Origin of the sequence: Nitrosomonas sp., assembly GCF_024282095.1 — a bacterium.
Classification (GTDB): Bacteria; Pseudomonadota; Gammaproteobacteria; order Burkholderiales; family Nitrosomonadaceae; genus Nitrosomonas.
The window spans coordinates 19,012-33,011 of sequence record NZ_JAMWZS010000021.1 but is presented as its reverse complement, the minus strand read 5'-3'; the positions used below and the strand labels follow the sequence as shown (position 1 = coordinate 33,011).

Below are 14,000 nucleotides of genomic sequence, written 5' to 3'. Positions count from 1 at the left end.
TCGCCCCAAGGGACGAGGAAATGAACTCACAGAGATTAATCCGTTATCGCACCGGCGCTGGCGCTGGATACCAGTTTCGCATACTTGGCCAGCACCCCGCGTGAATAACGCGGTTGCGGCGGCTGCCAGGCTGCGCGCCGCTGTGCCAGCACTGCATCCGCTACATTTAATTGCAGCAATCGCTGCTCCGCATCAATGGTAATCGAGTCACCTTCTTGTACCAGTGCAATGGTGCCACCAACAAAGGCCTCCGGTGCAACGTGTCCGACCACCATGCCATAAGTACCACCGGAAAAACGCCCATCGGTAATCAATCCGACGGAATCGCCCAAGCCTTCACCAATCAAGGCCGAAGTCGGCGACAGCATTTCGCGCATGCCGGGTCCGCCTTTGGGTCCTTCATAACGGATCACCACCACATCGCCGGGTTGGATTTTGCGCGCCAGAATCGCCGCCATGCAGGTTTCTTCCGACTCAAACACGCGCGCAGGTCCGGTAATTTTGGGATTTTTGATTCCTGAAATTTTCGCCACGCAACCTTCGGTGGACAGATTGCCTTTCAGAATCGCCAGATGTCCTTGCGCATACATCGGATTATCCCATTGGCGGATCACATTCTGATCGGCGCGTGGTGTATCCGGAATATTTTGCAAGACTTCTGCGATGGTTTGTCCGCTGATGGTGATGCAGTCCCCATGCAGTAAGCCATGCACCAGCAGCATTTTCATCACTTGCGGAATACCACCCGCTTGGTGCAGATCAGCCGTGACATAGCGCCCGGAAGGTTTCAGGTCACACAACACCGGTACTTTGCCGCGAATCCGCTCGAAATCATCGATACTGAATGGAATTTCCGCCGCGTGCGTAATCGCCAGAAAATGCAGTACCGCATTGGTAGAACCACCCACCGCCATGATCACCGCAATGGCATTTTCCACCGATTTGCGGGTAATGATGTCGCGCGGCAGAATTTGTTGTCTGATGGCGTTGACCAATACTTCGGCGGACTGTCCTGCACTCACCAGCTTTTCATTGTCTTCAGCGGACATCGTTGAAGAATACGGCAGACTCATTCCCATCGCTTCAAAAGCGGATGACATGGTATTGGCCGTGAACATGCCACCACAAGAACCAGCGCCGGGGCAGGCGTGGCGTTCAATCTGCAGCAATTCCTCATCGTCTATCTTATGCGCGCTATGCTGCCCGACTGCCTCGAAGGCGCTGACGATGGTCAGATCCTGGCCTTTATAATGTCCCGGTTTAATCGTGCCACCATATACAAAAATCGCCGGCACATTCATACGTGCAATGGCGATCATCGCCCCCGGCATATTCTTGTCACAGCCGCCAATGGCAATCACGCCATCCATGCTTTCCGCCTGTACGCAGGTCTCAATCGAATCAGCAATGACCTCGCGCGACACCAGCGAATACTTCATGCCTTCCGTACCCATGGAAATCCCATCCGACACCGTGATGGTACCGAACATCTGCGGCATGGCACCTGCCTGTCTCAGTGCCGATTCCGCTTGTAATGACAGTTCATTCAGCCCTTTATTACACGGTGTTATGGTAGAGTAACCATTGGCAACCCCCACAATCGGCTTGTTGAAATCTCCATCGTTAAATCCGACCGCACGCAACATCGCACGGCTCGGTGCGTGCTGGGCGCCTTGGGTAATGGCCTGGCTACGTTTATTGTCTGGCATGCTTGCTCCTGAATAAGATAAAAATACAATTTATGACAAGGCGTACGATTATCACAAACGCACTTGGTATAATGCTCAGTATTTTACCGTAAATAAGGCCGAAACTATGCTCGTTCATCCTCAAATTGATCCCGTTGCCATTTCAGTGGGACCACTTTCCGTCCATTGGTATGGATTGATGTACCTGCTCGGCTTTACGCTGTTCATCCTGCTGGGACGTTATCGCATCAAACATAATCCGCACTCTGTGTTTACCCATGAGATACTCGACGATACGCTGTTTTACGGCATGCTGGGCGTGATCCTGGGTGGACGCCTGGGACATGTGTTGTTTTACCAGTTCGGTTATTACCTGGAGCATCCGTTGCAAATTTTCGCCATCTGGGAGGGCGGCATGTCTTTTCACGGCGGATTCCTCGGTGTCATCATCGCCATGTCACTTGTTGCACATAAACACCAACTGAAATGGCTATCAGTAACCGATTTTATTGCACCATTGGTACCTTTAGGACTCGGTGCCGGTCGAATTGGCAATTTCATCAATGCAGAATTATGGGGACGTCCCACCGATGTTCCCTGGGGCATGGTTTTTCCATATGTCGACGAACTACCTCGCCACCCCTCCCAGCTGTATCAATTTGCGCTTGAAGGCATAGTTTTTTTTATATTTATTTGGATTTATTCGGCCAAATCACGCCCAACCGGTGCGGTTAGCGGTATGTTCCTGATCGGTTACGGCGTTTTACGTTCGTTCGCCGAGTTCTACCGCGAACCGGAAGATGGATTCATGGGTGTACTGACTTTAGGGGTTACCATGGGTCAATGGCTATCCATTCCAATGATTTTGGCGGGGATAGGTATGTTGATCTGGTCCAAGCGTCAAACCACCAGTAATCCGAATCCGCAGAATAACCATTCACGCAAGCGCAAAAAACGTTGAAAACGATAAAAATATTCAATCAACTGATCGAGATTATTCACCTGTATACGGCTTCCGGTGTGGCTGTCAGACAAAATCACCAGCGTCTAAGGGTTACCCTTAGTAAAAAACAATAGTTTCCCCAATATACGCACCTGATTGACTGGATTAAGATGGCACCATTCGTTCATCACTACAGGATACTCATCATGAAAACATCAACACTCTTAATCGCATCTTTGTTTGTATTAGGCTCATTCACATCATCTGCATTTGCACAAAACGCAATTGATAACGAAGATCACTTTGCTTTGGCAAGCCATTACGAAAACCTGGCCAAAGAAGCCGAAGCAAAATTACAAGAAAACAAAGCAGCACTCGAAGAATATGAAGAACATTCTTTCTATTATGGACGTCAAGGCCAGGATGTTCAGTCGCACACAACTGCAAATATTCGCGAATACGAGAAACAATTAAGCGAAAATCTGAACAATGCTAATCTACACAAAAAATTGGCGATGGAACAGCAAAATAATGTGATCAATAAAGCCAAACTCAATGTAGGCGATGACTCCAGCGCAGTAAGATAAGACAAAAGAATTAAGAATAGAAACTGAGCGACCATAGATTAATCTGTGGTCGCTTTTTTATTTCACACATCCAATGTCCATTTGGATTCAAAACCCATCAGTCAGAGAGTGTCAATCAATCACCAGCGTGCCGGTGTTTTTTCATTTTCATAATTCTACTAATCTCGTCTAAGAGATCCGGTTCATCAATATCACACGTCGCTATTCACCACGCTTTGCATTGTAATTCAATACACACCGCAGCTTGATCTTTGTGATTTTTCAGTCATTGAGCACACAAAAGCCCATCATGAAAAATAACTAGCGCTACTTGTGCCTTTGATAACCTACCCTGCAGCCAAGCAGTCTTGCTGCACAGCAACGACCACCATCACCTTTGTCAAAAACTGATAGCGTCCGAGGTTATAATGATAGCAATCACGATGAATTGAGAAGGATTTTGTTACCATGACAGAATATATCGCCTGGTTTGATCAGTTGACGATGAAAGATGTGGGCTTGGTTGGCGGTAAAAACGCTTCGCTGGGGGAAATGATCAGCCACCTCTCACAAGCAGGCGTTAACGTACCGACAGGTTTTGCCACCACGACTCAAGCTTACCGGGAATTTCTGATTGCTAATGGATTGGTTGATCGTATCAATCATGTATTAGATGCTTTGGATGTTGACGATATCAATGCGCTGACAACCGCAGGCAAGACAATTCGCGGTTGGATACTCAGTGCCATACTGCCGGATACTATTTTAGCCGCAGTGTCACAGGCTTACGAAAAACTTGTAGCGAGCAGTGATCAGACTGCAATTTCGTTTGCAGTGCGCTCCTCTGCGACCGCTGAGGATCTCGCAGATGCATCGTTTGCGGGCCAGCAGGAAACATTATTGAATGTACGCGGACGCGATCAGATTCTCGAAGCGATCAAAATCGTATTTGCTTCACTGTATAACGATCGGGCGATTGCTTATCGCGTTCATCAAAAATTTCCGCACGATAAAGTATATCTATCGGCCGGCATTCAAAAAATGGTGCGCAGCGACCTGGGTGCCAGCGGTGTGATGTTCACGCTGGATACTGAATCCGGTTTTCGGGATGCTATTTTTATTACCGCCGCGTATGGTTTAGGCGAAACAATTGTGCAGGGTACTGTCAATCCCGATGAATTCTATGTTTATAAACGCGGCTTGACTTTAGGACACCCTGCGATTCTCTCCCGGCGTTTAGGCACTAAAGCCATTGAAATGATTTATGGCGATAAAAAGAGCACTAACGATGCATTCACACTGACCCGTGATGTGGACGCTGAGCGGCGCATGCGATTTTCTCTGTCGGATGCTCAAGTTGAAGCATTAGCGCGTCAGGCTTTGATCATTGAACAGCATTATGGCCGCCCGATGGATATCGAATGGGCGCTGGATGGACTGGATGGACAACTGTACATCGTGCAGGCCCGTCCTGAAACCGTTGAAAGTCGCGCCAATGCGGTGCTGGAACGTTTCAAATTAAACGGCACGGGAGCAGTGCTCGCAGAAGGCCGGGCGATCGGACATAAAATTGGTCAGGGAACCGCCCGCCTGATCATGAGTACGAATCAGATGCATGAAATTCAGCCCGGTGATGTGCTCGTTACCGAAATGACCGATCCGGACTGGGAGCCCATTATGAAGCGGGCCGCTGCGATTGTGACCAATCGTGGCGGGCGCACTTGTCATGCAGCGATTATCGCAAGGGAAATGGGCATTCCCGCGGTAGTCGGCTGCGGTGATGCGACCACGCTGATCAAGGATGGAGCGGAAGTTACGGTTTCTTGTGCTGAAGGCGATACAGGTTATGTGTATGCCGGCTTGCTGCCATTCGAGCACACTACCACTGACACGGGGAAACTGCCTGATTTGCCGGTTAAAATCATGATGAATGTCGGCAATCCTTCCCATGCTTTTGCATTTTCGCTCATCCCCAATCAGGGAGTCGGACTCGCCCGATTGGAATTCATCATCAACAACATGATCGGCATTCATCCCAAAGCACTGTTGGCGTTCGATCAATTACCCGATGATTTGAAAAATGAAATCAATAGCCGCATCGCAGGCTATCAAAGTCCGGTCGACTTTTACGTCGACAAATTGGTCGAGGGTATCGCAACGCTGGCGGCAGCGTTTTATCCGCACCCTGTCATCGTGCGCACCTCCGATTTTAAATCCAATGAATATGCCAACTTAATCGCGGGGAATCGCTATGAACCGCATGAAGAAAACCCCATGATTGGTTTTCGGGGCGCATCGCGCTATCTTTCGGCCGCTTTTCGTGATTGCTTTGAGCTGGAATGCCGCGCTTTGCGCAAGGTGCGCGACGATATGCGTTTCACCAATGTGGAAATCATGATTCCTTTTTGCCGCACACTGGAAGAAGCCGAACAAGTGACCGCACTACTCGCCTCGTACGGACTGGTGCGCGGCAAGAACGACTTACGCTTGATCATGATGTGCGAAATTCCTTCCAATGCGCTGCTCGCAGAAGAATTTCTACAGTACTTTGATGGTTTTTCCATTGGCTCCAATGATATGACTCAGCTCACGCTCGGTATCGATCGCGACTCCAGCCTGGTCGCTCATGTGTTCGATGAACGTAATCCCGCCGTCAAGCAATTACTCAAAATGGCCATTGCGGCTTGCCGCAAACAGGGAAAATATATCGGCATCTGTGGACAAGGACCTTCCGACTACCCGGATTTCGCCGTCTGGCTATATGAACAAGGCATCAGCAGCTTATCGCTCAATCCCGATTCAATAATGGATACGTGGTTGCATTTAGCAAAAATCGGCAAATGACAGAACAGAAACGCACGGTTTTTTATTTGTCGGACGGTACCGGCATCACGGCGGAAACGCTTGGACACAGTTTACTGACTCAGTTTGACGGCATTGCATGGCAAACCGTCAACGTGCCGTTTCTGGACGACATCGAAAAAGCCGAAATCGTGTCAGCGCAGATTAATCATGCTGCCGAACACGACGGCCATCGGCCCTTGGTGTTCAGCACGCTGCTTAAACCGGAAATCCTGCAAGTCATCAAACAGGCAAACTGCCGCGTCTATGATTTTTTTGAAACCTTTATCCGTTCCATCGAAGCAGAACTCAGTCAGCCCTTCGCGCGCATCGCCGGGCGTTCGCACGGCGTACAGCATCATCTGGCGTATTCCAAGCGCATTGCGGCAATCAATTATGTATTGGCGCACGATGACGGCATCAATCCAAAAAATTTTGCTGAGGCGGATATCGTCCTGATCGGCATTTCCCGCTCCGGCAAAACGCCGACTTGTCTGTATTTGGGATTGCAATATGGCATTGCCGCGGCAAATTATCCGCTGACAGAAGAAGATATGTCTGCACTGCAACTACCGAAAGTATTGGAAAATGTACGCAGCAAATTATTTGGACTGACGCTCAGTGCTGCACAGCTGCATTTCATCCGGCAGGAACGCCGCCCGAACAGTCAATACGCCTCTCTGGCGCAATGCCAACAGGAAATTCAGTGGCAGGAATCGCTATTTCATATATTCAATATTCCTTATTTGGATACCACACACATTTCAATTGAGGAAATCAGCGCCACGATACTGAATCGTTGCGGCTTGAAGCGGCAGTTATACGGTTGAGTCGGAAATTCACGTGCATGCGGTTGGCACTGGTCGTTTCTGCCAGTGCAACCAATATCATCTAATGGTTTCTCTCAGTAAAAAACCAGGGTTTCCCCAATATATTCAACGCACCGGCTAAATTATGATGCTACTGTCCATTTCATCTGTATCTTAGGAGCGCCTCTCATGAAAACATCAAAACTTTTAGTAGTGTTATCTTTGCTGGCACTGAGCTTATCCGTTCCATCCGCATTTGCAAATGAGGTTGAAGGAATTGATGATAACGATCACGCTGCTTTAATAAAGTATTATGAAAACCATGCTCATGAAGAAGAAGATATGCTGCATGAGAATGAAGAATTACTTAAAGAATACGAAGAGCATCCTTATTATTTTGGCAGACATGGTCAGGATATCCAATCCCATACTTTGGCCAATATCCACGAACACGAGAAAACGATAGAAGAAGACCTGCACCATGCTGAAGATCACAAAAAAATGATGGCTCAGGAAGATCATTCGGCAGAGAAAGCGGAAATCAAACAAGATCGTGATCCCATCGCAGCAGTCAAGTAAAACATATTGCCGCAACAAACGATTCTGCAATCATTACAAGAAAACCACCGGCTAGCCGGTGGTTTTTTAATTTTTAACAATAACCGTACAGGATTGATAGAACTGTACGCTTCGGGCTTACCCTACATCGCAATATTTCCGCGATACGCATTGAATAACCAGAGAAGTACAGATTCTCTGCGCCACTTGATTTCATCAAATCAGCCGCTCGGCAGGAAACCATATACTGAACCGGCTACCCTTGCCTACCTGGCTGGTAATCTCCAGACGCGCTTCATGCCGATTCAGGACATGTTTGACGATGGCAAGTCCGAGTCCTGTTCCGCCGGTTTCCCGTGAACGGCTGCTATCAATACGATAAAAGCGTTCTGTCAAACGCGGAATATGCTCCGCTTCGATACCGATTCCGCTATCCTGCACAAAGAACAGGCCTTGCCCATTATGCTTCTCCCAATTGATACTGATCTCACCTCTGTCCGGCGTATAGCGAATCGCATTGCTGATCAAATTACCAAAAGCACTGCGTAATTCTTCTTCGCTGCCCATTAACTGGTCTTGCGCGGCAATATTCAATTTGATTTGATGACGCCCTGCGCTGAGCGACTCCGCATCCTGCAGGATTTTATGTAACAAGCTGACCACATCAACCGCTTTTTCATTGATTTTATTCTGTTCATTTTCCAGTCGCGACAGAATCAGCAAATCCTCGATCAGCCGTTGCATACGGGTGGTTTGTTCAGTCATCAATGCCAAGGCACGTTTGTTGAAGCCGGTATTGACATTGTCATCCGCTGATAAAGTCTCGAGAAAGCCGCCAATCACCGTGAGCGGTGTGCGTAATTCATGAGAAACGTTTGCAATAAAGTCGCGCCGCATGGTTTCTATTTTCTCAAAGCGCGTAATATCGCGACTGATCAGAAGCTTCTGGTTATAACCATAAGGTACCAACTGTAAAGAAATGATCAAACCTTTCAGGCGCGTTTGTTTCAGAATCAGAGGACTGCTGTATTGACGTGCCGCCAGATATTCAACAAACGGTATTTGTCGCACCAGATAAGTGATTTGTTGACCAGCATCCAGTGACAAGTGAATGCCTAAGTGCTGTTCAGCGACTCGATTACACCATTCAATCCGATCCACTTCATCCAGGATGACAATGCCGTCAGGCATCGCTGACGTGACATTGCGCATGCGCTCCAGCGCCAGGCTCAGTAATTCCTGGCTCTGGCTATGCTGGCGCACGTAGCGTGCCAAATGCGCGAACACATCATCCCATGCACCGAAACCAGCCGGAATACTGGCAGGTGAATGGTCGGAACGCTGTAACCAACGCTCTAATGCGACCAAATGGCGCACATGATGAAACACCATCCATAGCAAAGCAGCGCTAAAAAAAATCAAGGCTTTCACAGCGCCAAAAATCATCCATAGCACTGCGGCGATAACAATAACAAGTAAGATATTAGAGGAACGTTGCCAGATATCAGACACTTAAATAACCCTGAAAAAGATGGTTGTCTGGAGGGAAATGCTGATTGACATGGCTTTTAGAGTTCAAATATTGCATTTTAGTCAAATTTCGACATCCGAATCCTTAGGCGATAAAGCAATCGCCGAAAACCGATAACCTGCGCCTCTGACAGTTTGTATCCACTCATCCTTGCCTGCCAACTCCAATGCTTTACGCAACCGGCGAATATGCACATCGACAGTGCGTTCTTCGACAAACACATGATCACCCCATACCCGATCCAATAATTGGCTGCGCGAATAAACACGCTCGGTATGCGTCATCATAAAATGCAACAAGCGATATTCGGTAGGTCCCAGTTCAATTTCCTTATTTCCGGCAGTGACGCGATGATTGACCGGATCCAGCCGCAGACCATCCATTTCAACCACTTCGTCAGAAGCTTCCGGAATCAACCGGCGTAGCACTGCATTGATACGAGCGATCAATTCACGTGGCGAAAAAGGTTTGGTGATGTAATCATCCGCGCCAATCTCCAGGCCGGCCACCTTATCCGCTTCCTGTGTGCGCGCCGTCAGCATGATGATGGGAATTAAGCGTGTACGCTCATTACGCCGCAACATCTTTGCAAGCTCGATACCGCTCACGCCCGGCAGCATCCAATCCAGCAAAATCAAATCCGGCAGTGCAGCATTGATCAGTGCCAGTGCCTTCTCGGCATTCTCTGCGCAAACGCTTTCATAACCGGCTTGCTGCAGATTATAAGTAATCAATTCCTGTATAGCAGCTTCATCTTCCACGATCAGTATTTTTGCAGCCATGCGCGTATTCCTGTATCGATTAAATTTTTCCTGCACAGTTTGTTACAATGGGCCCATCGATTACTTTTAACAGCCTGTTAACTCACTTACATTAAATAACCTATTATGGCCGGTTTAACCAAAGACACACCGCACCCCACAGAAATCAAGTTACACCAGCAATCCAGAGTACTGGATATTGCCTTCTCTGATGGCAAGACTTTTCAATTTTCATGTGAGTTTTTACGTGTCCATTCACCGTCAGCCGAAGTAAGCGGTCATGGCCCAGGGCAGGAAGTACTGCAAACCGGTAAGAAAATGGTCAATATCCGGAAAATCGAGCCCGTTGGTAATTATGCCATACAACTTAATTTTACCGACGGCCATAACACCGGACTGTACTCATGGGACTTGCTCTATAACTATGGCCTGAATCAGGATAAAATGTGGCAACGCTATCTGCAGTGTATGGAAGAAGCCGGAGCAAGCCGCGAGCATGAAACCAAAAACCCGACAATGAAGCATTCCTGTCAATAAATTGCCATCGACAATCACCTAATATAAGCCACATCACACTCAAACTTAATTATTACCATGACTAAAACTACGCATTTTGGCTTTAACACAGTTGCTGAAGATGAAAAAGCCGGCAAAGTCGCCGAAGTCTTTCATTCCGTAGCAGAACGCTACAATCTGATGAACGATCTGATGTCCGTAGGTCTGCATCGCTTATGGAAGCGCTTTGCCATTGAAACCAGCGGTGTAAGGCAAGGCGATAAGGTGCTGGATATTGCAGGCGGCACCGGTGATTTAAGTGCACTGTTTTTGCAGAAAGTGGGGAAATCCGGAGAAGTCTGGTTGACCGACATTAACAATTCCATGTTGTCCATCGGCCGCGATCGCCTGATTGATGAGGGCACGCCTACCCCGGCGGCGCAATGCGATGCTGAGAAATTGCCCTTTCCGGATAATTACTTTAATTGCGTCAGCGTCGCATTTGGTCTCAGGAACATGACGCACAAGGATATTGCGCTCAAAGAAATGCTGCGCGTCATCAAACCGGGCGGAACCGTCATTGTGCTGGAATTTTCCAAGGTCTGGAAACCGCTGCAACCAGCCTATGACGCTTATTCATTTAAGTTACTTCCCACGATGGGAAAAGTCATTACCAATGATGCAGAAAGTTATCGCTATCTGGCCGAATCCATCCGCATGCACCCTTCCCAGGTTGAATTGCAGGAACTGATGCAGCAAGTGGGCTTTGAACGCGTGGAATACTTCAATTTGACTGCGGGAATTGTGGCGTTGCATCGGGGATACAAGTTTTAACAGCCTGTCAAATTGCTTTGGCGACGCATGACTCAACGCCGCCACAACCGCACAATAAATTTCAATACGTCTAGCAAAGGCGATAGCTTATTTGCTACAACTTCTGGGGATATGCACTGTACCACGCATTGTAAAATTCGAAACACTGCCAAAAACATCTACTTGCGGGTCGACTGCTAGGACTGTGCGAGTATGTTCGTGCTGCGAGTCTCCAAATGCACAAGTAAATTTCCCAGTACCACCAATAATCTTGGCAGCAGTTATTGACTGGAATGCACATCCTTCCTTCACTTTCCCTTGTTCATCAACGCACTCACTGATGCTGAGACACGAAGATAGTGAAGTGGCTTCAGTAAAAAGTTGATCACCATTTTTCAGTTGAATAATACCTTTGGATTTCACAAGACCAACGACTATCCCTTGAAAGCCATCAGGAGTTACACAACTTTTTGGTATTCCGTTGGCATCCAATTCAACTCGGATATCTGTAAGAACACTGGCAGATACTCTGCCTAACTCTTTACTTCTACCGGTGAAATTCATAAGAGTTGCAAAAGTGCCATCCTGATTAACATCTATGGAAGTTTTAAAAAAATAACCATCACCAGCAAAAGAAAAATCAACTTTATCTGTGGCACCCCCATGATTGTGATCCTGAGTAGCCATCGCAACATGCACATTACCCAGAATAACTGTTAAGGCAATCCATAATAATTTCTTCATTTCCAATCCTTTTATAAAATTAATAAACTGCTTGTTTACTTTCTGTGTTCTTCCGGACAGGGTCCAGATCGAAAGCACGACTAAAATTTATCACCACCGGCTGCAGGTACGCTGTGATAAATGCCACAGCTAATATTATTAGCAAATATAGTCACTTACCCTGAGTGACGTTAGAATCACGCGAATAGAAACTAGAAACCACAAGGATTATCCGTTGGATCGAGTATAGGGTGCCGCCGACAACCAGATTCCAGTATAAATGCATGAATTATCGATAAAGATACTTCCAGTTAATCCGGAATTGTCAAAGAAGGACTCACATATCGGATGTTGCGGTGTGCGGGCAACAAAAATTCCTTTCACCCAGTCCAGCGTGATAGCAATATCACACCACTCGAGCAAGCAACCGAATGCGCTGTAACAGCATTTAAAAACGCTCTCCTTCGCGGAAAAAATACTATAAGCGTAAAGATCCATGAGTTCTGGCGCAATTGACAGAATGCTCTGTTTTTCTTCGGGGCGAAAAAGCATGTCCAGCGTGTCATAAGGAAAAGGCCTCTCATAGGCTTGGATGTCGAATCCCAAAGTCCTGACATGTTGCTGGTAAGCAGCAACGGCCATCGCCATTCCCCCACTATGGCTGATACTGCCGACAATATCAGCAGGCCAGCATGGCGCACCATAGGGGTCAGACAAGACGGGCACCTCACGATACCCCAGTTTGTCCAGAATCCGATGTGCGCAATATCGACCGGAGCAAAAATCCTGTTGGCGCTTTAAATTAGCACCTTCGATCAACGATCGCTCAGCAAAATGAAGTACCTGTTGATCTTTGGAAGTTTCGCAAATTTCAAAATGGAAAGTCGGCGATGGCCACATTGACGACATGACCTGATCGGGTACAAAGCCGTCAAATACTCTTGTTTGCATAGGTTGATTTTTGTAACTTGCGAAATGCTTAGAAATAGCGGGCGATACGGAGCTGAATATAATCGTCCTGCCGGTACCCCGTCAGAATCTCGCTGCTGGGTCTATCTGGGGCGATGTGTGAAAAGAACCGGGACTCCAGCTCAATTTTCCACTTTTCACCAATGCGGCGGCTAGCCGTTATGGTGCCGACCTTAGCCTGCGTCTCCACGTCTGTGGTAACACCCGCCAATATCTGTGAATTCTGCGTATCGTTAAAGGCCAAACGCACACCAAAATAAACATCATTGTTGAAAGGCGTAGGCGGAGCCGCTTTGTCACGGCCGTCATACAGATATTCCGCCAACAGGCCAAGATCGATATCACTGTTCAACAAACCATAGTGGGTGTACTCAACACCTGCCACCACTGCTGCAAAGCGTTTACCCTGGCCACTGCGCGTAATGGATTCCAGCTTAAAAAGCCAGTTTCCCAGAGAAGCCTGAGCGTCCAAACTGGTTTGTTGAATCAAATCATAAACCGGGATCAAGGCCGTCGGCGCGGCATTCAGACCATGATCGAAGCGCGGTAACAATCTAGGCTCTCGTCCTATGCCCATAAAATGAGCAATACCAATATCGACGTTACCGAAAGTACGGCTCCAGCGTATCGCCCAATCCGGATGCCAGCGACCGGCGTCACTGAATTCCGAGGCATTCTGGTCTACCGGCGGTACAAACCTAAGCCTTCCCCCCGTTGCCGGAAAGGTGCGATCCCGAAAATAAGGCATCAATATGAAATTAAAATTTCCGTACGTACTGGGTACATTTAAATTCAGCATCGGCTGACCCAATTTCTCCTCGCCATTAATATTTTCCACAAAATCGACCTGGTTGATGATATCGACCAAGTGTCGTGACTCAGTCACCCCCCAAAATACCCTGCCAACACCGGCTCGCAAACTCCAATTCTGATTCTGACGCAGCCAGTTAAACTCGCGAATATCAAAATGGGTGCGATTCTCGTCAATCGCATCAATCCTGGCAAACGGGACAACGGTCAAACGATCTGTCCCCCCGTTCCATTCATGACGAAATTCGGGCTGTGCCACGCCTGATGGCACAAAAAGAAGATTATTCTGCTCAGGAAATGCTGGCGCTTTTACATACGCGCGAAGATCGATAGCTGCAAAACCAGACCACTCAGCAGCCTGAATATTGGTTACGGCAACGATCATTCCCAAGATGGCGAGCATTACTCTTAACAGCATGACAATTACCCTTAACAACAATTCCTTAGATGATTCTATGAATGACTTGGCAATTTAATCCGGCACCTCGATGAA

General features: G+C 47.6%; 13 protein-coding genes. 7 read left to right on the top strand and 6 right to left on the bottom strand.

The window, feature by feature from the left end:
- Positions 1-35: 35 nt before the first annotated feature.
- Positions 36-1,709 carry a dihydroxy-acid dehydratase gene (ilvD, locus tag Q0K92_RS07740; RefSeq protein WP_297325235.1) on the bottom strand — a complete coding sequence of 558 codons (1,674 nt, stop codon included), beginning with the start codon at positions 1,707-1,709 and terminating at the stop codon, positions 36-38.
- A gap of 106 nt (positions 1,710-1,815) precedes the next feature.
- Here ilvD and lgt point away from each other — a divergent pair, with 106 nt between their 5' ends.
- The 5 genes from lgt (at position 1,816) to Q0K92_RS07715 (ending at position 7,426) form a co-directional block, all read left to right on the top strand.
- A complete protein-coding gene (gene lgt, locus Q0K92_RS07735) occupies positions 1,816-2,649 on the top strand; it encodes a prolipoprotein diacylglyceryl transferase (protein ID WP_297325234.1) in 834 nt (277 codons plus the stop codon).
- Positions 2,650-2,837: 188 nt separating this feature from the next.
- Positions 2,838-3,218 (top strand): hypothetical protein, encoded by a 381-nt coding sequence (locus tag Q0K92_RS07730; RefSeq protein WP_297325233.1) that lies wholly within the window; start codon positions 2,838-2,840, stop codon positions 3,216-3,218.
- A gap of 447 nt (positions 3,219-3,665) precedes the next feature.
- Positions 3,666-6,041, top strand: coding sequence for a phosphoenolpyruvate synthase (gene ppsA / locus Q0K92_RS07725; RefSeq protein ID WP_297325232.1), 2,376 nt, complete (start codon positions 3,666-3,668; stop codon positions 6,039-6,041).
- Positions 6,038-6,868, top strand: coding sequence for a pyruvate, water dikinase regulatory protein (locus tag Q0K92_RS07720; protein ID WP_297325231.1), 831 nt, complete (start codon positions 6,038-6,040; stop codon positions 6,866-6,868). The genes ppsA and Q0K92_RS07720 overlap by 4 nt, the downstream gene beginning before the upstream one ends.
- Before the next feature lie 168 nt (positions 6,869-7,036).
- Positions 7,037-7,426 carry a hypothetical protein gene (locus tag Q0K92_RS07715; protein ID WP_297325230.1) on the top strand — a complete coding sequence of 130 codons (390 nt, stop codon included), beginning with the start codon at positions 7,037-7,039 and terminating at the stop codon, positions 7,424-7,426.
- 195 nt (positions 7,427-7,621) lie between these two features.
- Here the strand turns inward: Q0K92_RS07715 and phoR are convergent, their stop codons facing one another.
- Together phoR and phoB are read right to left on the bottom strand one after the other, a co-directional pair.
- The gene (gene phoR / locus Q0K92_RS07710; protein ID WP_297325229.1) at positions 7,622-8,917 is read right to left on the bottom strand and encodes a phosphate regulon sensor histidine kinase PhoR; all 1,296 of its coding nucleotides are present in this window, start codon (positions 8,915-8,917) and stop codon (positions 7,622-7,624) included.
- Positions 8,918-8,998: 81 nt separating this feature from the next.
- On the bottom strand, positions 8,999-9,718 hold the full coding sequence (gene phoB / locus Q0K92_RS07705) for a phosphate regulon transcriptional regulator PhoB (RefSeq protein WP_297325228.1): 720 nt from the start codon (positions 9,716-9,718) through the stop codon (positions 8,999-9,001).
- A 105-nt stretch (positions 9,719-9,823) separates the two neighbouring features.
- Here phoB and Q0K92_RS07700 point away from each other — a divergent pair, with 105 nt between their 5' ends.
- Positions 9,824-10,234 carry a DUF971 domain-containing protein gene (locus Q0K92_RS07700; RefSeq protein ID WP_297325227.1) on the top strand — a complete coding sequence of 137 codons (411 nt, stop codon included), beginning with the start codon at positions 9,824-9,826 and terminating at the stop codon, positions 10,232-10,234.
- 57 nt (positions 10,235-10,291) lie between these two features.
- Positions 10,292-11,026 carry a bifunctional demethylmenaquinone methyltransferase/2-methoxy-6-polyprenyl-1,4-benzoquinol methylase UbiE gene (ubiE, locus tag Q0K92_RS07695; RefSeq protein ID WP_297325226.1) on the top strand — a complete coding sequence of 245 codons (735 nt, stop codon included), beginning with the start codon at positions 10,292-10,294 and terminating at the stop codon, positions 11,024-11,026.
- Positions 11,027-11,113: 87 nt separating this feature from the next.
- On the opposite strand, the gene Q0K92_RS07690 is transcribed toward ubiE, so the two are convergent.
- The 3 genes from Q0K92_RS07690 to Q0K92_RS07680 all read right to left on the bottom strand — a co-directional run bounded on the left by Q0K92_RS07690 (position 11,114) and on the right by Q0K92_RS07680 (position 13,925).
- Complete coding sequence (locus Q0K92_RS07690; RefSeq protein ID WP_297325225.1) at positions 11,114-11,749, bottom strand: hypothetical protein; 636 nt, start codon at positions 11,747-11,749, stop codon at positions 11,114-11,116.
- 207 nt (positions 11,750-11,956) lie between these two features.
- Positions 11,957-12,679 (bottom strand): 4'-phosphopantetheinyl transferase superfamily protein, encoded by a 723-nt coding sequence (locus Q0K92_RS07685; RefSeq protein ID WP_297325224.1) that lies wholly within the window; start codon positions 12,677-12,679, stop codon positions 11,957-11,959.
- 28 nt (positions 12,680-12,707) lie between these two features.
- Complete coding sequence (locus Q0K92_RS07680; protein WP_297325223.1) at positions 12,708-13,925, bottom strand: hypothetical protein; 1,218 nt, start codon at positions 13,923-13,925, stop codon at positions 12,708-12,710.
- Positions 13,926-14,000: the final 75 nt, after the last annotated feature.